The organism is Rheinheimera sp., from assembly GCF_037442345.1.
Taxonomy (GTDB): Bacteria; Pseudomonadota; Gammaproteobacteria; order Enterobacterales; family Alteromonadaceae; genus Pararheinheimera.
The window spans coordinates 1-20,654 of sequence record NZ_JBBIQL010000025.1; the positions used below are offsets into that span (position 1 = coordinate 1).

Here is a 20,654-nt window from a genome sequence, read left to right on the forward strand (position 1 = left end):
ACGATGGTAGTGTGGCGCTTGCCATGCGAGAGTAGTTCACCGCCAGGCTCCCAATAAATAGAAAAGCCCTTCGCGAAAGCGAGGGGCTTTTTGCTTTGAGCAATAACGACCAAATTTCCCCCTATCTTGCATTTTTATCCTTCAGGCGCACTTGCGCTGTTCAACAGACAAAAAGCCAAGCACTATCGTGACATCATTCGCAGAGGATAATGATGATGAAGAATAAGCTGCACTCAGGGGTTTTTGTTGCGGGCTTTGTTGCTGTTTGCTCATTTGGGGCAACAGCTGGCCAGCCATTGCAATACGAAGATGTATTTCAACTGGAGTATGTGTCGGAACCACAAATAAAAGCTGATGGCTCAGCCGTGGTGTTTGTACGGAACCGTTTTGATCAAGTGCTGGATAAGAGGATTGGTTCACTCTGGTTGTCGGATACAAAAACCGGGCAGCTTCGACCTTTATTGGCTGAAACAGACGATATCAGTTCGCCCGTCTGGTCGCCTGACGGCAAGAAACTGGCTTATATCTCTATGGCTTCTGGCAAACCTCAGATCCACCTGCGCTGGATGGATAGCGGCCAGACGGTACAAATCAGTCATTTGCCAAACGCGCCTTCGGGTGTTAGCTGGTCTCCAGACGGTCAATGGCTGGCTTTCTCAATGTTTACTGCAAAAAAAGCTGCAAACCCAGTTCAGTTGCCTGGTAAACCAGAACAGAATGATTGGGCCAAACCACCAATCTACATCGATACCATGCAGTACAGAGCTGATGGTCGCGGTTATCTGGCGAGCGGTTACCGTCAGATCTACCTGATGCCTGCAGAGGGTGGTACCCCGGTTCAACTGACTCAGGGCGATTTTGATCACGGCGGTGAGATTAGCTGGCAGGCCGATGGCAAAGCATTTTATTTTTCTGCCAATCGTCAGTCAGATAAAAGACTTCAGGCACAAAATAGTGAGATTTATCAGCTGACTATTGCTGATAAGCAGCTAAAGCAAATCACGGATCGTTTTGGACCTGACCACAGCCCTACACTGTCACCAGACGGTAAATGGTTGGCTTATCTTGGCTACGACGATAAAAAGCTCGCGTATCAGGCTGATCAACTGTATCTGCGAAACTTAAAATCTGGCGAAGTGAAAGCCCTGACCGCTGATCTGGACAGAGCGGTAGACAGTTATGCCTGGGCTGCGGACAGCGATGCATTGTATATCCAGTATGATGACGCCGCAGAAGGCAAAATTGCCTTACAACCAGTATCAGGCAAACGCAAGGTACTGGTCCAACAGGTTGGAGGCACTTCATACAGCCGGCCTTATACCGGAGGCAGTTTCTCTGTCGCCGATAATGGGGCTTTGGCCTATACCAAAATGTCAGCTCAGGCTCCGGCTGAACTGGGCTATTACAAAGGTGGCGAAGTCAGGCTACTGACGGGGCTGAATAAAGATCTACAGCTGGCCCGTGATATTGGCGAGGTAGAAGAGTTTAGGGTGAAATCTTCTGTAGACCAGCGGGAAATTCAGAGCTGGCTGATTCTGCCACCAGACTTTGACCCTAGCAAAAAATACCCTCTTATCCTGGAAATTCATGGGGGCCCCCACACGGCCTATGGCCCGGTATTTGCGATGGAGCTGCAACTCATGGCGGCTCAGGGTTATGTTGTGCTTTATTCGAACCCGCGCGGAAGTACCAGTTATGGTATGGAGTTTGCGAATTTGATCCATCATAACTTCCCAAGTCAGGACTACAACGACCTGATGGATACCGTGGATGCCACTATTGCGAAGGGCTTCATTGACCCAGAGCAACTATTTGTAACCGGGGGCAGCGGTGGCGGTTTGTTAACCAGCTGGATCGTTGGACATACCGATCGTTTTAAAGCTGCGGTGGCGGTAAACCCGGTAATAAACTGGTTCAGTTTTGTGTTGAATGCCGACATGTACAACTATTTCAGCCAGTACTGGTTTCCGGCTATGCCCTGGGAAAACCCGCAACATTATCTGAAACATTCGCCCATCAGCTATGTTGGCAATGTCAAAACTCCCACCATGCTGATAACGGGCGAGGCCGATCACAGAACGCCTATTTCTGAAACTGAGCAGTTTTATCAGGCACTGCAATTGCGTGGCGTTGAAACGGCCATGGTGCGGATCCCTGGTGCCTCGCATGGTATCCATATTCGCCCCAGTAACCTGATGGCGAAACCGGCTTACATCACCTATTGGTTTAATAAGTACAAGAGTAAAGACTGATAGGGGACGCCGGGAAGCCGGTTTTATTGACAGTCTGTGACTAAACAATCATACCTGTATTCAGGGCTTCACGGTCGAAGCCCGAATACAGGAGTCTAGGATTATGGAAAAGAATGCTCAGCCATTGTGGCCACTGAGTACAGCAAAGACGCTTTTTCTGTTGCTGCTCATTCTTCACGCTGCTTATCGTCTGACGGACTATTCAGCCGCACAATCAGGGTTTTATTATTCATTAGCGCTACTGCTGGCACTACTGTCTACTTTGTTCAGGCCGGAGGAGCTAAACTTGAATCTGACGGCTTTTCTCCATCAACCCTGGTATTGGCGCTCTGTTCCAGGTTTACTGGTTGCTGCTGCAATTGGTTGCCTGGGGATTGGCGTTGTTTTAGCTCTGAGCCACTAAATTCCTCTCTAAATAAGTACTTTAGGTTTTTCGACGGAAAAAGAGGCTCAGTTTTTTTGCAGAACGACGGTTTGTTGAGTAAATTTATTGTTAACTGATTGGGTGGTTGTTGGTCGTCGCCGAAAAATTAAGGCACAGACTATGACACAAGGATTGTTTCGCCCTCACGCAGTACAGCACCAAAGCTTACGATTGGAAGGTTCAGTCGTGGTCTTACAGCCTGTCTCGGCAACACTCCTTACTCTTTTGCTTGTCGCTGCCGTCAGTCTGGCTTTGTTGTTTTTAAGCCAGGCGTCTTTTGATCGGCGCGAAACCGTCGCCGGTTATCTAAAACCTATCTCTGGACAGTCGCATATCAGTGCTCCCCGATCTGGCGTAATCAGTCAGCTTCTGGTTCAGGACGGAACCGTAGTACAACAGGGCCAACCGCTGCTCGCCCTTAGGGTTCAGGGGCAGCTGGCAGAAGGGGGAAGTCTGGCTGAGAGTTTACAGCAGGGTATTGTTCAGCAGCGCCAGTTGTTGCTACTCAGGTATCAACAGATGGATCAGCAATACCAGCAACAACAGCAAGAGCTTGAGGCCAGACTGGCAAGTGGGCGACTGTTGCTGGAACAGACAAGAAATCAGCAGCGTTTGACGAAGCAGCGCATCCAGCTTCAAAACGAGCGTCTGGATGATCTTAAAAAATTGCGGTTTCAGGGAGCGGTCAGTCAGGACAGTATCAAGAATCAGCAAGAACAGATTTTTAGCCTTCAGCAATTGCTCAGCGAGCACATAAGCAACGAGCAAAATCAGCTGAACTACCAGCAGCAACTCAAAGGCCAGTTGGCCAGACTTCCATCTGAGCAAGCGCAACATCAAGCCAGTTTACAACAAGAACTGGCGCAGCTGCAGCAACAGAGTATTCAGCTAAAAGCGGATGAGGAATTGGTGTTAACTGCACCAGTGTCTGGCCGGGTGACCAGCTTATGGGCTGAGTTAGGCAATCAGGTTCAGAGCGGAGGCTCTTTGCTGACGCTGGTTCCGTTGAATGCAGAGTTGACTGCTGTGCTGTTGGTGCCAACCCGTGCTTATGGTTTCGTCCGGCCTGGACAGGCTGCCCGCTTGCGCTTTGATGCTTTCCCTTATCAACGCTTTGGGACTTTTCAGGGGGAAGTGATAAAAACCGCTCAGGCCATAGTGTTGCCGGGGGACAACGCCATGCCACTTTCTATTCAGGAGCCAGTGTACAGAGTGGAGGTACAGCTGGGATCCCAATCAATCCGCGCCTACAACAAGGAGATGCCGTTGCAGTCTGGCATGTTGTTAAGTGCTGATGTGGTGCTCGAAAACCGTAGCCTGCTGGCCTGGTTATTTGAGCCTTTGCTGAGCCTGAAAGGCAGGCTCTGAACTTTCAAGGAGAGAAGAAATGAAAGAGTTACAAGTAAATGAAGTACAAGAGGTAAGTGGTGGATTTTACAGCGCAGGCAACTTAGCTGCAGCTGCAAGATTCACAGGTGCGATGGGATTTCTATCCGGCGCCTTCCAGGTTGGTTTTACCGCAGGTACCTGGTTGAATGAAAATACTCCAATCCAGATGTGGATTTCTGAATATATCGAAGCTTATTAGTTCAACTAGGGGAGCGTGATACACCTTTATCATGTGAGGGTAATTAATTATGAACAGATTAAGTTCAAAAAATGACTTAGCCTTGTGTATTGCAAGGTATGTGTTTGTATTCTGCCTTGCGTTGTTTGTTAGTTATTCATTCGTTGATAGTGAACGCTGGAGTTATGCGTTTTTTATTTATGGAGCACTTTGTATTTTGATGGTGAGTGCGCTCCTAAATATGAGACAGTTAGATGAGACGTTTACTGGATTTATTACTCTCCCCATTGATTGGAAATCATTGCAAGGATGCCTATATATCCTTGCAATGCTCATCCTCTTTCTAGGGGTATTATATGGAGATTGACTAAATTTACGGTATAAATCGCTAGCAAGGAATGCTAAATGATTTATCAAGCCGAAGCGGCAGAATGTGGGTTGGCTTGTCTGGCTATGCTGGCCGGGCATTATGGGTTAAAGCTGGATTTACCCACATTACGCAGCCGTTATCCTGTTTCATTAAAAGGGGCTAATTTGCAGCAGTTGATGCAATTGGCTGATCAGTTGCAGCTGGCTCCGAGGGCTCTGAAGCTGGAGTTAGACGAGCTGAAACAGTTACGTCTGCCCTGTATATTACACTGGAATATGAATCACTTTGTGGTATTGCTCAGAGTGTGCCGCTCCGGTGCCTTAATCTGTGATCCAGCCAGTGGCGAACGATTGGTACCGATAAAAGAGTTGGATCAAAGCTTTACCGGGATCGCGCTGGAGCTCACACCAACATCCGATTTTTCGCCTAAAGACGAGCGTCAGCCGCTGCATCTGCACTCATTCTGGCAAAATAGCAGGGGCCTTTGGCCTTCGCTTGCCAAGCTTATGCTGTTGTCTCTGGTACTGCAGCTGTTTTTACTGGCGGCACCTTATTACAGCCAGTTGGTGGTTGATGAAGTACTGGTCAGTCATGACACCCCCTTATTGCTGGTGCTTGCGTTGGGTTTTGGTTTATTGATGTTGCTGCAAAACCTGACCTTTGCATTGCGCAGCTGGGTCGTTTTGCATTTGTCATCCAGTCTGAGCCTGCAGATGGCGACTAACCTGTTTCGGCATTTGCTGCATTTGCCAGCCAGTTATTTTGAGAAACGCCATATGGGCGATATCCTGTCGCGTTTCGGTTCCCTTGACAGCATTCGCGAGCAGCTCAGCAGCAGCCTGGTCGAGGCCGTAGTGGATGGTGTAATGGCATTTTCTGTATTGCTGATGATGTATTTGTACAGTGCCCACTTATTGCTGGTGGTGCTCGGGGCTGTGCTGCTTTACGCTTTGTTGCGTCTGCTGTTATACAAACCCCTAAAACACCGCACAGAAGTCAGCATCATCAGCAAAGCGAAAGAGCAAAGTAACTTTATGGAAACAGTGCGAGGTATTCAGACTTTGCAACTGTTTGGTCAGCAGAGTAACAGGCTGAATTTGTGGCAAAACTGCTATGCAGATGCGGTAAACCAACAATACCGGTTGGGGCGCTGGCAAATAGGTTATAGCACTGCCCAGCAGCTGTTGTTTGGTCTGGAAAATATTCTGGTCGTCTATCTGGCGGCTTGGGTAGTGTTGCAGAACCAAATGACAGTGGGCATGCTGCTGGCGTTTTTAGCCTATAAGAATCAGTTTACCAGCCGGACTTCTGCACTGATTGACCGCTTGATCGAGCTGCGGATGGTCAGTCTTCATCTGCAGCGCCTGGCCGATATCAGCCTGACGGCGAAAGAGCAGGATGGGGGCGACGCCAGTTTCCGGCAGATTTCCGGACAATTGGAGTTGTGTCAGCTGAGCTTTCGTTATGCAGTCACTGAACCTTTTTTATTCCAGAGCCTGCAGTTACAGGTGAATGCCGGGGAACATATTGCCATTATTGGCGCTTCAGGTTGCGGCAAAACCAGTTTGTTGAAACTGATGCTGGGTTTGCTGGCTGCGGACAGCGGTGAGGTTTGTGCGGACAGCATGAATATCCGGAATCTGGGTTTAAAGCATTACCGTGCTCAGGTGGCTGCAGTCATGCAGGATGACCAGTTACTGAATGGCAGCCTGGCTGACAATATCTGTATTTTTGATCCCAAACCTGACTGGGATTTGCTGGTGCATTGTGCCATGTTGGCAGGCATTCATCAGGAAATCATACAGATGCCCATGGGTTACAATGCGTTGGTCGGGGATATGGGCAGCAGTTTGTCGGGGGGACAAAAACAACGGGTGCTGCTGGCCAGGGCTTTGTACCGGAGGCCTAAAATTTTGTTTCTTGATGAAGCCTGCAGTCAGCTTGATATCGCGACTGAGCAGCAAATTAACAGCGCCATCAGCCAGTTACAACTAACCCGTATTGTGATAGCGCACCGACCTCAGACCATTCTGAATGCTGATCGGATCTATGTGTTGGAGCAGGGCCTGCTCAAAGAAGTGACTGCCTGTGTCCGGCAGCAGCTGCAGCATACAGCCGGCTAGTTGTATCAATGCTGCAGCTGCTTAAGCCCAGGGTATTGCTTTAACACCTCACAGGCTCGTTGCATCGCTTCACCAAACAAGACAGGATGAAAATCGCCATTTTGACAATAATCGCGTTTGAATCTGAGCAGGCTGTCTAAATCTGCACTGGCCCTGGCCAACGCCTCTTGCTGTCCAGAACCGTAGTCCTGACCTATCGCATAAAAAGCTTTTTGTACTTTACGGGTGATGACCGAGCTGTTGTTTTGCACGGGCAATGAAATATGCTCAGCCAGCCAATCCAACAGGGGTTCAGTATAAGGGAACACCCTGGGGTGATCATAAAATGTCAGTGTCAGAGCCAGCAGCAAACAGCACAACAGAAATTTACGCATATCAGTCTCACTCAGAGGCCTTGTATTGGTTATAACACAGTAACAGGCGGCTGCCACTGTGAACCGGGCAGTCACTGCGGCTGTCTGCTGTCAATTTTGTTCACAGGTGGCCGCATCCCTGTAGATTAAAAACCAATACAGATCATCGTGTTATATAATGGCGCTTTCTGGCTCGCTTTTTGCTGTGCCGGTTTGGGTCAAAAAACAACACAGGCTTTGTTCTGAGTCAACAAGCCGCAATGAACCGCCTGCTAGACTCAATGTCAGTTGGTGGTACGAGGTATGGGCGTGGATAACAAAATAGACATCAAGAATATTCCGGTCGATGTAAAAGTGCATAAAGCTGAGGCCGCTGTCAGTAAATACAACCCAAGGGATCGTATCTACGTGCGGGCTGTGCAAGGGTTGCATCAACGCTTGCGTCGGAATATGGGCTTTATCTTTATGGCGCTTTTTATGGCGTTGCCCTGGTTACAGTTCAATGGCCAGCAGGCCATTCTGCTCGACATTGTGGGACAGAAGTTCAATATTTTTGGCATGACGCTCTGGCCGCAGGATTTCACTATTCTGGCCTGGATTTTTGTCATCGGTGCCTTTGCTTTATTTTTTGTCACTACTTTTTATGGACGGGTCTGGTGCGGCTATATGTGCCCGCAGACGGTCTGGACCTTTATTTTTATCTGGTTTGAAGAGAAAATTCAGGGGAGTCGTAACCACAGGATGAAGCTGGACAAAGACCCCTGGTCAGCTGCCAAAGTCTGGAAAAAAGGTTTCACGCACTTCTGCTGGCTGGCTTTTTCATTGCTCACGGCGCTGATTTTTGTCGGCTATTTCACCCCTGTTACCCAGCTTTTTGTCGAATTTTTCAGCTTCAACGCCAGTTTTTGGGCTGTCGTGTCAGTGCTGTTTTTTATGTTCTGCACATACGGCAATGCGGGCTGGATGCGTGAAATCATGTGTACCCATATCTGCCCTTATGCCCGCTTTCAGTCGGCCATGTTTGATAAAGACACCTTTACCGTCACTTATGATGCGAAACGCGGCGAAAGCCGTGGTCCAAGGTCACGCAAAGACACCGACTATCAGGCCAAAGGCCTGGGGGACTGCATTGACTGCAACCTTTGTGTGCATGTATGCCCAACCGGCATCGATATCCGTAACGGCTTGCAGTACGAATGTATTAACTGTGGTGCCTGTATTGATGCCTGCGACGATACCATGGAAAAAATGGGCTATGCCAAGGGCCTGATCAGCTACACCACAGAACACAGCCTGGAAGGTAAAACCACTAAAGTGGTGCGAGGCAAACTGGTGGGGTATTTCTTGGTATTGCTGGCGGTATGTTCGGCTTTTGCCTGGACCTTGGTGGTACGCAAACCGGTGATGATGGACATAGTGCGCGATCGTGGAGCCTTATTCCGTGAAACCAATGAAGGTCTGATAGAAAATACCTACACACTGAAGATCATCAATAAATCTCAGACCGAGCAAACCTACCTGTTGTCGGTGAGTGGCATTGACGGGCTGAACTGGATTGGTGCTCAGGAGTTGACGGTCCAGGGGGGCGAAACCGCTAATTTGCCAATCAGCCTGGCTCTGGACCCAGTGCATGCGAATAAACCTGTGCTGGATATTGAGTTTGTGCTGCAGGACAAAGACGAATCTGAGGTCAGTCTGAGTCAGGGCAGTAAATTCTTCTCAGCCCGCTAAATCCCTGAACTACAGGACCAGGCTGCTCTGGGCTTGGTCCTTCTGCTTAAACCCAGTATGATGCGACCACCTTTGTTCTGTGACAGAACCTTATGAGCCAGTTTCATTTTGAGCATCTGACCCCGGATTTTATGCTGGACGCACTCTGGCATTATGGCTTCGACGTGGCATCCGGCTTATTGCCACTGAACAGTTACGAAAACCGGGTCTATCAATTTAAAGATCAGGACAGAAAAAACTGGGTGGTAAAGTTTTACCGGCCAGAACGCTGGAGCCTGGCTCAGTTGCAGGAAGAACATCAGTTTGTGGCAGAACTGGTAGCGGCTGAGATCCCGGTGGCACAAGCGGTGCAGCGTGATGCTGAATATGTATTGCCTTATCAGGGCAGTTATCTGGCGATTTACCCAAGCCTGGGTGGGCGGCAGTTTGAGCCTGATCAGGATGAACATCTGCTGCAAACCGGTGCTTTGTTGGGGCGCTTACATCAGGTGGCTGCAGGCAAAGGCTTCCAGCACAGGCCTGAGTTCAGTGCCGCACAAATGCTGGGGCAAAGCTCTGACGTACTGCTGAACAGTGGTTTTATCCCGAAAACTCTGGAGCGGGAATTCTCTGCGGTGCTGCAACAATTGCAGCAGAAAGCGGGTCAGCTGTATCGGCCTGAACGACAAATCCGGCTGCATGGAGATTGCCATCCAGGCAACTTAGTCTGGGCCAATGAACAGGTCATGTTGCTCGATTTTGATGATTGCAGAATGGGTCCGGCGGTGCAGGACCTCTGGCTGTTGTTGCACGGCGACAGAGCGGAGCAACAAATGCAACTGGGCTTATTGCTTGACGAATATGAACAATTTTGTGATTTTGCAGCCAAAGAGCTGACCTTGATTGAACCGTTGCGGGCTATGCGTCAGGTGTCATATATGGCCTGGTTGGCGCAGCGTTGGGATGATCCGGCGTTTGCCCGGCATTTCCCCTGGTTCAGCAGTTCAGAGTACTGGCAGCAACAACTGAAGGTGCTGGATGAGCAGCTGAAACGCTGTGGCGAGCCACCACTCAGCCTGATGCCGCAGTGGTAAAGATTTGATAAAGTAAACTTTAGTAAGAATACCAAGGAACAAAACATGAAGAAGTTAGCAACATGGGTTTTAGCTGCTTTAGTTCTGCCACTGTCGGCGTGGGCAGCGCAGTTTGAAGAAGGCACACATTATGAAGTGATTGCCGAGCAGGCAACAGCCAAGCCTGAAGTCAAAGAGTTTTTCTCGTTTTATTGCCCAGCCTGTTTTGGCTTTGAACCCAAAGTTCAGGCACTGAGCAAAAAGTTGCCTGCAGGGACTGAACTGAAAAAAGTGCATGTCGATTTTTTACGTCATGCCAGCCCGGAAATTCAGAACACTGTGGTGCGTGCTTATCTGGTGGCTAAAAATCTGGGCAAGGGCGACGAAGCCGCCAGCGCGTTGTTTAACCATATTCATGTAGACCGCAAAGCCTTTGCGTCGGATGAAGATATTAAAGCGGTCGTGGTTGGTCTGGGGATTGATGCAGCCACCTACGACAAAGCCATTAAAAGTTTCACAGTGGTTGGCGCTGCCAAGCAAATGAAAAAGGATCAGGACAATCTGACCAGCCGACGTGTGCTGAGTGGTGTGCCTATGTTTGTCGTGAACGGCAAATACAAAATTCTGAACCAGGGTCTGAGCCGTGACAATCAGGAGCAGGAATTCAACGAGCTGGTTGCCTACCTGCTGGCACTGAAATAAGGGGCATAACTATGTTGAGAACTTTGCTTGCTGCGCTGGTGCTGTTGCCATCTCTGCTGTTGGCGGCGCAATTCGAAGCCGGAAAACACTATGAAGTGCTGGAAACACCCAAAACGGCCACTCCTGAAGTGGTGGAATTTTTTTCGTTTTATTGCCCACACTGCAAAGCCTTTGAACCCTTTGCCCAGCAATTGAATAAAAGCCTGCCCAAAGGTCAGAAACTGATCCGGAACCATGTCGACTTTTTACGGGCAGCCCCGGCTGAACTGCAGGCCGAGTTGGGTAAAGCCTATCTGGTTGCCGAGAGTGCAGGCCAGGGGGACCGTATTGCCGATGCTATTTTTAATTACCTGCATCAGCAGCGAGCCAGTTTCAGCAACGCTCATGATATTCGCAGCCTGATGCTGGTAAATGACATTCCGGCTATGGTCTATGACGCAGGTGTGGTCAGCCCGAAAATTCAGTCCGAAGCTCAGGCCCTGAAACAGCGGCAGGAGTTTTACACTCAGGCTGAGGCGCTGCGAGGGGTACCAACCCTGATAGTCAACGGCAAGTACCGGGTGAAACTGGATGGCCTGGACTCAGCTCAGTTCCAGCAGCAATTGAATGATCTGGTGGCATACCTGCTGGCGAAAAAAGACTGATCTTTTTCTTGTTCTGAAGCCGGCATTTGCCGGCTTTGTTGTTTTTGTCAGCCTGAAAAAGGCCAACCTACTTTTTGTGCCGGACAGACTGGTGAACTTTTGTCAGATCAGGCAGACTAAATGCGAGTAATTCTCAAATGAGGTCTGGTTATGGACTACTGGCAACAACAAATGCAGGCCGGAAACAAGGCTTTGGCGGCACATCAGCCTGCTCAGGCTGAATACTGTTACCGGCAGGCGCTGAAAGATGTCTGGCCTGTGTGGTTTCACAGCTGCTTTATTGAAAGTCCGGCGGAGCTGGCGCAGGAACAGGCTTGTCTGCCGACCTTCTGCCTGGCAGCGACCATCCGTAATCTGGCCGAGTCTTATGCCAGACAAAAACGCTGGCGTCGCAGTCAGCGGACTTTGCGTCAGGCATTGCACTGGTTTGAGCTGGGGGCTGCGCAAATGGCTGCTGAACATCCAGCTGCCCTGGCAGTACTGATGCAGGTTGCTCAGTTCAGGCAGGATTACCAGCAACTGAAATGGCGTCAACACTACAGTCAGCAATCCGTCTGGATCCAGCCGGAACCGTCGGGGTTATTGCACTAAGCGCCACTGCCGTTCGCTGAACTCCAATACATGATGCTGTTGCTGTTGTTGACCGGCTGAGTGATACAAACGGACAAAACGCACTTTGGTCGGGCTTTGCCAGGCTACGTCAACAGGGTTCCAGGGTTGCAGCCTGTTGTCATCGCCGCTGAGCGCCAGTTCAGGAGTCAGCTTGCCTTGTTTAGTCAGACGATAAATGGCCAGCAGTTTGGCATTGTCTTTATCAGTGGTGGCTTCGGAATAGACCAGCAGTCGTTTCCTGTCTGGAGACAGCAATGGAAAACCATTGACCTGGGTTTGTTCACCGCTGTGCAAATGCACCAGATAAACGCTGCGTCCTTTGGTTTCAAACACCCAGACGACGGCCAGCTGCACTTCCTTAAAATAAGCCACCACATAAGGTTTAGTGTATTCGTCTGTTCTTCGGGATGGGACCACCGGAAACGCGAGGGCTTGCTGTCGGGTAGGCAGGTGCAGCAGATTGGTGCTGCGTTGCAGTTTGAGGGGGGCTTCCAGCTCCTCTTCCAGTTCCTCAGCACAATCTGGCTCTATGCTGGCAGAGAACTCACAGGCATGCAGGGGCAGGACCCAAAAAAGTAGCAGGGCAGTGAAACTGGCAAACCGCATCCAATACTCAGAGTGAAAGCTGTTCATTGCAGCAAGCATAGCTGGTGCCAGAGACGAAGTAAGTAACATAAAACAGGGAATCCTGTTGCCTGCGCAAAACGACCCAAATTCAGAGCGACCGGAATAAAAGAAAACTCAAATAAAAAAGGCCACCTGTTGTGGCCTTTGTCACAGGTTTAGAATTCCTGCACTGTTGGGCGTAACACCACTTCACTGATGTCGACATCGGCAGGTTGTTCAATGGCATAAGCAATAGCTCTGGCAACGGAGCTGGCCGGAATTGCATTTTGCTTGTAGAAGGATTCAACAAACTCTGCACTGGCAGCGTGCGCACTGCCATGTTTCAGTTCGGAATCAACAGCTCCCGGTGAAATCACCGTGGTACGGATGGTACCGCCAACTTCATGGCGTAACCCCTCACTGATGGCCCGTACGGCAAATTTGGTGCCGCTGTAGACGGTGCCACCCGGACTGAACACCTTGGTGCCAGCCACTGACGAGATATTGATCACATGGCCGCTTTGTTGCTGCTGGAACACAGGTAAAGCGGCAGCAATGCCATAGAGCACACCTTTGATATTGATATCGATCATCCGGTCCCATTCGTCTGTGCGGACTTCGCTCATTGGGGCTATGGCCATTACCCCGGCGTTATTGACTATCACATCCAGCCGGCCATAAGTCGTCAGTGCCAGCTGTACCGCCTGTCGCAGCTGTTCCGCTTGGGTCACGTCCACCAGCTGGTACACAGCTTCACCGCCCGTGGCATGGATCCGCGCTACCAACTGCTGCAACCGGTCTTCACGGCGGGCAACCAACACCAGCTTGGCACCTTTGGCGGCCAGGTGTTCTGCCGTGCTTTCGCCCAGACCTGAACTGGCACCAGTAATAAGTACAACTTTGTTTGCGATGGTCATGCTTTGTCTCCTCTGTTGAATTGCTGAGCAGTATAAAAGCCTGGACTAGCACAAAAAATGGAAATATCTTGATTTTATAATTCCATAAATAGGAATAAAAATGGCCAACAATCTGGAGTTATTACGGCTGTTCTGCGCAGCTGCGGAGTCTGACAGCTTTAAGGCGGCGGCCAACAGGTTGGCGGTATCGCCCCAGGCCGTGACCCGAGCGGTACAACAGTTAGAGCATCAGCTTGGAGAGATGCTGTTTCATCGCAGTACCCGTCATATCCGTTTGACCCGTTTTGGTGAAACATTTGCGCTGCAGGCCAGGCAGCAGCTGCAGCAACTGGACGCTTTGCTGAATCAGCGCCAAATCAAACCGGCACAGGCACAGGGGTTGGTCAGACTGACAGCACCCCGTTCGATGCGTGCTGTACTGATGCCCTTGCTGAACAGTTTTTTGCAACGTTATCCGGCTATTCAGTTGGATGTTCGCCTGACTGACCAACTCAGTGATGTGGTGGATGACCAAATCGATATTGGCATCCGGGCCGGAGTGATCCGTGACAACAGATTTATCGCCCGCACTGTGGGCAGTATCAGCATGTGGGTGGTGGCCAGCCCTGCTTTACTGGCAGAGCGTGGCCAGCCGCACAGTCCGGCTGAACTGAGTGGCTGGCCGCTGACAGGCATGATGGATGTGAATACCGGGCGGCCCTGGTTGTGGTATTTCAGTCAGGGGCAGCATTGGCAACCCAAAGAGTTCCGGATCCTGGTGACTGAGGCAGAAGCAGAGCTGGATGCTGTGCTTGCCGGTATTGGCATAGGCCAGCTGGCCAACTTCAGTGCCCATCAGGCGGTGCGCCAGGGGTTACTGACCCGGCTGTTGATTCCCTACCAGCCCGACCCTTGGCCTTTGTCGGTATACCGACCACAACGCGGCCCTGTGCCGGAGCGTATTCGTTTGCTGTACGACGAGCTGGTCCGTCAGCTTAGCCAAACAGACTGGTCAATCTCAGACTGAGTTAAACAGCAGCTCTGCTGCGGTTGGTGGCTGATCGATAAAAGAAAAACACCGTAGACTGTTAAGAACCTTTAATTGTCGCAGAGCAGGTTGTGAGAATTTTTGTTTTTATTGTGCTGCTGAGTCTGCTGATACCTTCGGTCTGGGCGCAAAGTTCGGGCTGGGTCCAGGCCACTGAATTAAAGGCCGAGCTGGTCAGTGACTACCAGCAGGTTAAACCTGGCCAACAGCTGACGCTGGCGCTGCATTTTATTCCCACCGAACACTGGCATACCTACTGGCTGAACCCGGGGGATTCTGGTTTGGCAACCCGAATTGAGTGGACTTTGCCTGCAGGTGTGACCGCCGGGCCCATTCAATGGCCCGTGCCCCAGGCAATACGGGTGCCGCCTTTGGTGAATTATGGTTTTGAAGGTCCGACCCTGTTGCTGACTCAACTGCAGCTAAGCCCGGATTTTCAGGGTGACTTGTTACCGGTTTCGGCCAAAGTGGACTGGCTGGTCTGTGCAGAGATCTGCATCCCGTCAGAAGCTGTGCTGCAACTGACGCTCCCGGTTAGGAACACTGCTGAGCTCAGTAAAAACTACAGCGCTCTGTTTGAGCAGGCAAGGCAACAGCAACCCAAATCGCTGCCACAACAAGGTCGGTTTGAGGTACAAAATGGCACTTTTTCAGCCGTGCTGCCGCTGCCTGAAGATTTAAAAGTCAGTGCTTTTTTTGTCGGCGGGACCGAACTGGTCGATCATTCGGCGGCGCAGAGCATTGATTGGGTTGACGGGCAGTTGTTATTACGTCAGCCACAAAATACCTATTTCAGTGCGGCACCTGCAGAGATCCCGCTGGTACTGCAAACCGCTGCCGGCGCAGTCAGTACCACACTGCAGTTTAATCAGCACTTGTCGGTGCCAGTGTCAAAGCCACAGACAGAATGGCTACAGTGGCTCTGGATGTTGGTGCTGGCCGGAGCCGGAGGTCTGGTGCTGAACCTGATGCCCTGTGTCTTTCCGGTACTGAGTTTTAAAGCCCTGAGCCTGGCGCAGCAACAGGCAGGTCAGCAGTCTGCCCGCAGTGAAGCCCTGTGGTATAGCGCTGGTGTGGTGCTGAGTTTTGTCGCTCTGGCCGGGGTGATGCTCAGTTTACGCTCGGCAGGTGAGGTGATTGGCTGGGGCTTTCAGTTGCAGCAGGCCTGGGTAGTACTTGGACTGGCTTATTTACTGCTGGTGCTGGGTTTAAGTTTATCCGGCTTAATGCAATTGGGAGCGGGCCTGATGAATACCGGTCAGGCGCTGACGGCGCGTGAAGGGAAACAAGGTGCCTTTTTTACCGGCATTCTGGCTGTCGTGGTCGCCAGCCCCTGCACAGCGCCTTTTATGGGCGCTGCGCTGGGCTACGCGGCATCGCAGCCGGCCTGGTCAGCCTTAAGTATTTTTGCGGCTTTGGGCCTGGGCATGGCCTTGCCATTTTTGTTGTTGGGCTTTTGGCCTGCGTTGGGGCGCAAATTGCCTCAACCCGGCCCCTGGATGGCGCTGCTGAAACAATGGCTGGCTTATCCTCTGTACCTGAGCGCTGTCTGGTTGTTATGGGTGTATGGTCGTCAGCAAGGGCTGGATGCGATGGCACTGGCGCTGGTGGGGGTGGTGGCGCTGGTGGCTGCCTGCTGGATTTGGGGACTGGTCCAGCTGGGCCGGCAGCCGAAAGTCTGGCTGGTTGCGGTGGCCGCTCTTGCCGCTTTGGCGCTGCTGTTACCGCAACAGGTGCAACAGGCTCAGGGCGATGCGTCGGCGGACCATAGTCTGCCCTGGACTGAAAGCCGGATGCAGCAACTGATCAGCGAAGGCAAACCAGTGCTGGTCAATATGACCGCCGACTGGTGCATTACCTGTCTGGTCAATGAAAGGGTGGCGCTCAACACCGACAGCAGCAAAGCCGCCATGAAACTGTACGATCTGCATTACCTGAAAGGCGACTGGACACGCAAAGATCCGGCTATTACGGCCTACCTGCGTCAGTTTCAGCGCGATGGTGTGCCTTTGTATGTGGTGTACTGGCCGGGTCAGCCACCAGAAATTTTGCCTCAGATCCTGACACCCGATTCTGTGCGTCAGGCGCTGGAACAACTCAGTCGTAAAAACTCAACTCAAGGGGAGTAAAACCATGAAACTGAAACTTTTGTGCTCTGTGTCTGCTTTGTTGTTCTCCACTGTGCTGTGGGCCATGCCACAGATTGGCCAGCCGGCACCAGACTTCAGCCTGGTTGACAGCAAAGGCCAACGTCATAATCTGAAAGACTTTGTTGGAAAAACTGTCGTGCTGGAATGGACCAACCATGATTGTCCTTTTGTGAAAAAACACTACCAGGGCAATATGCAGGTGTTGCAGAAAGAATTTACAGCCAAAGCGGATACAGTCTGGTTATCCATCATTTCGTCGGCGCCAGGTAAACAGGGGCATGTCAGCCCTGAGCAAGCCGATCAACTGACCCAAAGCCGCGGTGCTATGCCAACCGCAGTGCTGTTTGATGAATCCGGTGTTGTTGGCAAAGCCTATGACGCCAAAACCACCCCACATATGTATGTGATAGACGCCAAAGGGCTGTTGCAGTATATGGGGGGCATTGACAGCATTCCGTCGACCAAAGTGGAGGATATACCCAAAGCTACACCTTGGTTTGCCGATGCAGCGAGCGCTGTGCTGGCTGGGGAAGCGGCCAAACCGGCAGTCAGTAAACCTTATGGTTGCAGTATTAAGTACGCCGATTAGAGCGGATACCAGCGAAGGGCAGGAACAGACAAAGCGCAGCCGCTCTTTGCCTGTTCCGTCTTGTGGTCAGAGTTTCAGCAGGACCTTGACCGAAGCATCAACTTTGCTGGCGTCCACATAACCTATCAGGTTTGGGTTGCCAGCCACCAGCTGAATCATTTCTTCATCGGACGCCAGCTCTTTGGGTGGAGTCCCTTTGCCGGTAAAGACCAGTTTGGACCAATAGGACTTTAACTGACTGGAGGATTTCTTCAGCACCTGCTCGTTAAAGGTATTGGTAGCAGCATTGGTTTCCTGCAGGGCGACTGGCACCGCCGCGGCTCCACCAGGAAAGTTTTTGTCCCTGCCCAAATAAATTCGGGCCACAGTATCGGCGTCCAGACTGGCGGTGTTCGATGGATGGGCAATGATGGCAATATCGGCAAACACTGCACTGCAGCAGAACAGACTGACCGCGTAAATTACTGATTTCATGAGTCAATCTCCTTAGAAGGTTAAGTCAACACCAACGGAAGCAATACGGTAATCACCGACTGTGGGTCGGGTGTCTGTGCCCTGAAAATAGTCCACTTTCAGCGCTGCGCTTGGGTGGAAATCCCAACGCAGATCGATGCCAGCGCCATCGAATTCACGCTGACTGAAGGCGTCTTTTAAGGTGCGTCCTGTGGCCAGCAGCACAGGGTTGGAAATACCACTCAGAAAGGCATAATCCTGTTGATCGCGGCTGTAATCCTCGGTATGAACCGTCAAAGTCACACTGTCAAACCGCCGGCCTATGGCGGCATACCAGGCTTTGTTCTGTGCGTTGACTGAGTCCTGGATGCCATAGTCGACATACTCCACATCAAACAGCCAGTTGTTGTAGTCAATGTTAAAGGCGGCAAACATATATTCGCCTGTTTTGCCCTCGCTTTGGATGGCGGCTTTAAAGTCATCCACTTGCTCAGGTGTGGCGCCCATTGCCTGCGCTGCTGCTATGCCCGGTGCTGCCAGCAGAAAGGTGGTCTGTTGATCCAGGGTTTCTGCGGCAATATCGACCGTCATAAAGCCACCAGACAAGCTCCACCAGTCCCCAGTGAGGGATCCATTCGCGGCCATCAGGTTTTCAAAGGCCAGAGGCAAAAAGGCATTGGTGACCGCAAAAAATGTCTCCCCCTCCCAGTTGGCATACAAGAGTTTGGTGTTGGCAGTCATGCCATTCAGGTCAAACTGACTGTCGAGGGCTATGCCTTCTACTGTGCTGAAATCAAAGCCGATATACACAGCTTTGGGCAGACGGGCGAAATTATGGGCATAGCCTACTTTTTCATATTCAGACTGCCGGAACAGCGGGTTCGCCAGCAATCCTGCGCTCACTCTGTGGTGCTCGTTCAATTCGTAAGCGATATAGGCCCAACGGGCCTCCACATCAAAATCATTTTGTCCGTCAGCATAAAGCTGAACTGTGGCGGACAACCCTTCGCCTAAGTCGGCTCTGGCCTGAATCGCAAACAAGGATTCGCTTTTAAAGGAGAAGTTGCCTTCTTCGTAGCCCGGGAATGGCTCGGTGCCACCGTCGGTAGACACAGAAGTGCCTCGGATAGAGGCAAAACCATTGAGTTGAATTTCGGCAAAACTTGAGGTGGGCAGACAGCCTAAGGCGACAGCAAGCGCCAGGCTTTGATACGCGATATTGCTTTTTTTCATATTATGTTCCCATAAAGGAAGTGTGAACTTTGCATCCATGCGCCTTATCCACTTCAAAGCTAGATTTGAAGTGAACAAAATGCAATCTGGGCTATTTACTAGTTCGCTTTTTGTTGTGTTTTTTTAGTATTTATCAGATTTGTGCCATTTTCAGGCCCGCAGTTGACCGCCATGGCGATGAGTCTGGTGAACACGCATCAGCTTTTACAGTTGGAAATTTCTATGAATCACTTGCTCAATGCAGACCAAAGTATGGTGGTGTTGATTGATATCCAGCAAAAACTGGCGCCAGCTATTGCCGATGGCAAAGCGGTGGAACAGGCGGCTGCCTGGGTATTGCAGGTGGCGTTGCAACTGGGCGTTCCGTTGTTTGCCACCGAACAGTATCCGGCAGGCCTTGGCCCGACGGTACCGGCCCTGGCTGAACTGCTGCCGGCAGGTCAGGTGCTGGAGAAAATCCATTTCAGCGCTTTTAAAGACGCCCGAATCCGGCAACAACTGGCGCAAAGCGGCCGTCGTCAGTTGGTGCTGTTAGGGACAGAAAGCCATGTCTGCGTGTTGCAAACGGCTTTGGATGGGCTGGTGATGGGTTATCAGGTGTTTGTGGTGGTTGAAGCCGTGGGGTCGCGGACCGAACAGGATAAACAGCTGGCGCTGCAGCGGATGCAACAGGCGGGGGTGGTGCTGGTCAGCAAAGAAATGCTCGCCTTTGAATGGTTGGAAAAGGCCGGTAGCGACAGCTTCCGGCAGATCAGTAAAGGCTGGATCCGCTGATCTCAATGCCGCAATGGTAGTAAGTTGTAAACGCTGGTCTGAAAAGGCTTTATGTCTTGATACACTGCCATTTTTTTCTGATGGATCGGATGATGCACACTCAGCCACTTTTATCGTTGGTGCTGCCCTTTTATAACGCGCAGGACTTTTTGCAGCCTTTGCTTGAGAGCATTGACCCTCAACTAAGCCCTGAGGTACAGCTGGTGCTGGTGGCGGACGGGCCCACAGACGACAGCCTGTTGCTGGCGCAGCAGTTTATCCGGCTCAGCCAGAAGGGCAGTTGCTATATGTTGCTGCAACAGGCGAATGCCGGGGTCAGTGTGGCCAGAAATTTTGGTATAGCGCAATCGACCGGTCAGTATATTGGTTTTGTGGACGCAGACGATCTGTTGCTGCCGGGTTACACAGAGCAGGTGTTGCAGCTGATCCGCAAAGAGCAGCCGGATTTGATTGAGCTGGGTTATCAGCGTTTTAGTCAGCCTCCGCAGTTGTCAGCGGCTAAAGCACGTTTTTTGCATACCCGGGCCGGTTGGTTGCCGTTGCCGGCTGCGTTGTCTGAGGTTGCACAGGTCAATCAGTGGTTTCCCTGGTTACGTATTTATCGCCGTCAGGCGGTACCAGACTTTCAGTTTCCGGCCGGTATAGGGTTTTGCGAAGATATGATGGCGGTACCACAGCTGTATTTAAGCTGCCAAAGCCTTTATCACCTGCGCCAGCCGTTGTATGGATACAGGGTACATGGAGCCAGTGCCTCTTACCAGGTCAGCCCGGACCAAAAGTTACAGCTGCAACAGTTTTTCCGGCAACTGGACAACGGGCTTATGCCGCAATTACCAGTCAGAGCCCGGCAACTGATGTTGCTGCATCTGGCCTATTGGTTATATAACTGGCAGCTGCAGCAACCAAAAGCCGATGCAGAGACTGGTAGGTTGGCTGCCGACATACGGCAACTGGCCTGTCAGCTCTGGTGGTGCCCGGGTTTTTCCTGGCGGAAAAAGTGGCGGTTATGGCGTTGCATGTCGGTTTTTCAACAACAATTTCCGGCCTGAAAGGTGGGAATAACAGCAAAAACACA

20 protein-coding genes are annotated in these 20,654 nt (G+C 51.1%); 15 read left to right on the forward strand and 5 right to left on the reverse strand.

The window, feature by feature from the left end; all coding sequences use genetic code 11:
• The first annotated feature begins 215 nt into the window (after positions 1 to 215).
• The 5 genes from WKJ04_RS14940 (at position 216) to WKJ04_RS14960 (ending at position 6,736) form a co-directional block, all read left to right on the forward strand.
• Positions 216 to 2,252 (forward strand): S9 family peptidase, encoded by a 2,037-nt coding sequence (locus WKJ04_RS14940; protein ID WP_337881137.1) that lies wholly within the window; start codon positions 216 to 218, stop codon positions 2,250 to 2,252.
• A 103-nt stretch (positions 2,253 to 2,355) separates the two neighbouring features.
• Positions 2,356 to 2,655, forward strand: coding sequence for a hypothetical protein (locus tag WKJ04_RS14945; RefSeq protein ID WP_337881138.1), 300 nt, complete (start codon positions 2,356 to 2,358; stop codon positions 2,653 to 2,655).
• 141 nt (positions 2,656 to 2,796) lie between these two features.
• A complete protein-coding gene (locus WKJ04_RS14950; RefSeq protein ID WP_337881139.1) occupies positions 2,797 to 4,044 on the forward strand; it encodes an HlyD family efflux transporter periplasmic adaptor subunit in 1,248 nt (415 codons plus the stop codon).
• Between the two features lie 19 nt (positions 4,045 to 4,063).
• Positions 4,064 to 4,264 carry a hypothetical protein gene (locus tag WKJ04_RS14955; RefSeq protein ID WP_337881140.1) on the forward strand — a complete coding sequence of 67 codons (201 nt, stop codon included), beginning with the start codon at positions 4,064 to 4,066 and terminating at the stop codon, positions 4,262 to 4,264.
• A gap of 384 nt (positions 4,265 to 4,648) precedes the next feature.
• Complete coding sequence (locus WKJ04_RS14960; RefSeq protein WP_337881141.1) at positions 4,649 to 6,736, forward strand: peptidase domain-containing ABC transporter; 2,088 nt, start codon at positions 4,649 to 4,651, stop codon at positions 6,734 to 6,736.
• A 5-nt stretch (positions 6,737 to 6,741) separates the two neighbouring features.
• Here the strand turns inward: WKJ04_RS14960 and WKJ04_RS14965 are convergent, their stop codons facing one another.
• Entirely contained in the window at positions 6,742 to 7,110 is a 369-nt protein-coding gene (locus WKJ04_RS14965; RefSeq protein WP_337881142.1) for a hypothetical protein, read from the reverse strand.
• Positions 7,111 to 7,392: 282 nt separating this feature from the next.
• On the opposite strand from WKJ04_RS14965, the gene ccoG reads away from it, so the two are divergent.
• The 5 genes from ccoG to WKJ04_RS14990 all read left to right on the forward strand — a co-directional run bounded on the left by ccoG (position 7,393) and on the right by WKJ04_RS14990 (position 11,809).
• On the forward strand, positions 7,393 to 8,820 hold the full coding sequence (gene ccoG / locus WKJ04_RS14970; RefSeq protein ID WP_337881143.1) for a cytochrome c oxidase accessory protein CcoG: 1,428 nt from the start codon (positions 7,393 to 7,395) through the stop codon (positions 8,818 to 8,820).
• Positions 8,821 to 8,912: 92 nt separating this feature from the next.
• Complete coding sequence (locus WKJ04_RS14975) at positions 8,913 to 9,893, forward strand: serine/threonine protein kinase (RefSeq protein WP_337881144.1); 981 nt, start codon at positions 8,913 to 8,915, stop codon at positions 9,891 to 9,893.
• Between the two features lie 45 nt (positions 9,894 to 9,938).
• On the forward strand, positions 9,939 to 10,574 hold the full coding sequence (locus tag WKJ04_RS14980; protein ID WP_337842523.1) for a thiol:disulfide interchange protein DsbA/DsbL: 636 nt from the start codon (positions 9,939 to 9,941) through the stop codon (positions 10,572 to 10,574).
• 11 nt (positions 10,575 to 10,585) lie between these two features.
• A complete protein-coding gene (locus WKJ04_RS14985; RefSeq protein WP_337881145.1) occupies positions 10,586 to 11,218 on the forward strand; it encodes a thiol:disulfide interchange protein DsbA/DsbL in 633 nt (210 codons plus the stop codon).
• 150 nt (positions 11,219 to 11,368) lie between these two features.
• Positions 11,369 to 11,809, forward strand: coding sequence for a hypothetical protein (locus WKJ04_RS14990; protein WP_337881146.1), 441 nt, complete (start codon positions 11,369 to 11,371; stop codon positions 11,807 to 11,809).
• Here WKJ04_RS14990 and WKJ04_RS14995 read toward each other — a convergent pair.
• Both WKJ04_RS14995 and WKJ04_RS15000 read right to left on the reverse strand, forming a co-directional pair.
• Positions 11,798 to 12,505, reverse strand: a complete 708-nt coding sequence (locus WKJ04_RS14995) for a hypothetical protein (protein WP_337842520.1) — start codon at positions 12,503 to 12,505, stop codon at positions 11,798 to 11,800. The two genes, WKJ04_RS14990 and WKJ04_RS14995, sit on opposite strands and share 12 nt — an antisense overlap.
• Before the next feature lie 107 nt (positions 12,506 to 12,612).
• On the reverse strand, positions 12,613 to 13,353 hold the full coding sequence (locus WKJ04_RS15000; RefSeq protein ID WP_337842519.1) for an SDR family oxidoreductase: 741 nt from the start codon (positions 13,351 to 13,353) through the stop codon (positions 12,613 to 12,615).
• A gap of 100 nt (positions 13,354 to 13,453) precedes the next feature.
• Between WKJ04_RS15000 and WKJ04_RS15005 the strand changes: the two genes are divergently transcribed.
• From WKJ04_RS15005 to WKJ04_RS15015, 3 genes are all read left to right on the forward strand, one after another.
• On the forward strand, positions 13,454 to 14,359 hold the full coding sequence (locus tag WKJ04_RS15005) for a LysR family transcriptional regulator (RefSeq protein WP_337881147.1): 906 nt from the start codon (positions 13,454 to 13,456) through the stop codon (positions 14,357 to 14,359).
• Between the two features lie 92 nt (positions 14,360 to 14,451).
• Complete coding sequence (locus WKJ04_RS15010) at positions 14,452 to 16,509, forward strand: protein-disulfide reductase DsbD domain-containing protein (protein WP_337881148.1); 2,058 nt, start codon at positions 14,452 to 14,454, stop codon at positions 16,507 to 16,509.
• 4 nt (positions 16,510 to 16,513) lie between these two features.
• Positions 16,514 to 17,119: a thioredoxin family protein gene (locus tag WKJ04_RS15015; protein WP_337881149.1), complete on the forward strand. Its 606-nt coding sequence runs from the start codon at positions 16,514 to 16,516 to the stop codon at positions 17,117 to 17,119.
• Between the two features lie 66 nt (positions 17,120 to 17,185).
• Here the strand turns inward: WKJ04_RS15015 and WKJ04_RS15020 are convergent, their stop codons facing one another.
• Entirely contained in the window at positions 17,186 to 17,593 is a 408-nt protein-coding gene (locus tag WKJ04_RS15020; RefSeq protein WP_337842515.1) for a phosphate ABC transporter substrate-binding protein, read from the reverse strand.
• A 12-nt stretch (positions 17,594 to 17,605) separates the two neighbouring features.
• A complete protein-coding gene (locus WKJ04_RS15025) occupies positions 17,606 to 18,805 on the reverse strand; it encodes a hypothetical protein (protein ID WP_337881150.1) in 1,200 nt (399 codons plus the stop codon).
• Between the two features lie 222 nt (positions 18,806 to 19,027).
• On the opposite strand from WKJ04_RS15025, the gene WKJ04_RS15030 reads away from it, so the two are divergent.
• On the forward strand, positions 19,028 to 19,579 hold the full coding sequence (locus tag WKJ04_RS15030; RefSeq protein WP_337881151.1) for a hydrolase: 552 nt from the start codon (positions 19,028 to 19,030) through the stop codon (positions 19,577 to 19,579).
• Between the two features lie 92 nt (positions 19,580 to 19,671).
• Positions 19,672 to 20,628, forward strand: coding sequence for a glycosyltransferase (locus WKJ04_RS15035; RefSeq protein ID WP_337881152.1), 957 nt, complete (start codon positions 19,672 to 19,674; stop codon positions 20,626 to 20,628).
• The last annotated feature ends 26 nt before the right edge of the window (positions 20,629 to 20,654 follow it).

Excerpts from the sequence above, each read along its gene's own strand:
- WKJ04_RS14995 (WP_337842520.1), bottom strand. The coding sequence starts at position 12,505 with ATGTTACTTACTTCGTCTCTGGCACCAGCTATGCTTGCTGCAATGAAC.
- WKJ04_RS15025 (WP_337881150.1), bottom strand. The coding sequence starts at position 18,805 with ATGAAAAAAAGCAATATCGCGTATCAAAGCCTGGCGCTTGCTGTCGCC.
- WKJ04_RS14955 (WP_337881140.1), top strand. The coding sequence starts at position 4,064 with ATGAAAGAGTTACAAGTAAATGAAGTACAAGAGGTAAGTGGTGGATTT.
- WKJ04_RS15020 (WP_337842515.1), bottom strand. The coding sequence starts at position 17,593 with ATGAAATCAGTAATTTACGCGGTCAGTCTGTTCTGCTGCAGTGCAGTG.
- WKJ04_RS14945 (WP_337881138.1), top strand. The coding sequence starts at position 2,356 with ATGGAAAAGAATGCTCAGCCATTGTGGCCACTGAGTACAGCAAAGACG.
- WKJ04_RS14965 (WP_337881142.1), bottom strand. The coding sequence starts at position 7,110 with ATGCGTAAATTTCTGTTGTGCTGTTTGCTGCTGGCTCTGACACTGACA.
- WKJ04_RS14940 (WP_337881137.1), top strand. The coding sequence starts at position 216 with ATGAAGAATAAGCTGCACTCAGGGGTTTTTGTTGCGGGCTTTGTTGCT.
- WKJ04_RS14975 (WP_337881144.1), top strand. The coding sequence starts at position 8,913 with ATGAGCCAGTTTCATTTTGAGCATCTGACCCCGGATTTTATGCTGGAC.
- WKJ04_RS15030 (WP_337881151.1), top strand. The coding sequence starts at position 19,028 with ATGAATCACTTGCTCAATGCAGACCAAAGTATGGTGGTGTTGATTGAT.
- WKJ04_RS14960 (WP_337881141.1), top strand. The coding sequence starts at position 4,649 with ATGATTTATCAAGCCGAAGCGGCAGAATGTGGGTTGGCTTGTCTGGCT.
- ccoG (WP_337881143.1), top strand. The coding sequence starts at position 7,393 with ATGGGCGTGGATAACAAAATAGACATCAAGAATATTCCGGTCGATGTA.
- WKJ04_RS14950 (WP_337881139.1), top strand. The coding sequence starts at position 2,797 with ATGACACAAGGATTGTTTCGCCCTCACGCAGTACAGCACCAAAGCTTA.
- WKJ04_RS15035 (WP_337881152.1), top strand. The coding sequence starts at position 19,672 with ATGCACACTCAGCCACTTTTATCGTTGGTGCTGCCCTTTTATAACGCG.
- WKJ04_RS14990 (WP_337881146.1), top strand. The coding sequence starts at position 11,369 with ATGGACTACTGGCAACAACAAATGCAGGCCGGAAACAAGGCTTTGGCG.
- WKJ04_RS14985 (WP_337881145.1), top strand. The coding sequence starts at position 10,586 with ATGTTGAGAACTTTGCTTGCTGCGCTGGTGCTGTTGCCATCTCTGCTG.
- WKJ04_RS15000 (WP_337842519.1), bottom strand. The coding sequence starts at position 13,353 with ATGACCATCGCAAACAAAGTTGTACTTATTACTGGTGCCAGTTCAGGT.
- WKJ04_RS15015 (WP_337881149.1), top strand. The coding sequence starts at position 16,514 with ATGAAACTGAAACTTTTGTGCTCTGTGTCTGCTTTGTTGTTCTCCACT.
- WKJ04_RS15005 (WP_337881147.1), top strand. The coding sequence starts at position 13,454 with ATGGCCAACAATCTGGAGTTATTACGGCTGTTCTGCGCAGCTGCGGAG.
- WKJ04_RS14980 (WP_337842523.1), top strand. The coding sequence starts at position 9,939 with ATGAAGAAGTTAGCAACATGGGTTTTAGCTGCTTTAGTTCTGCCACTG.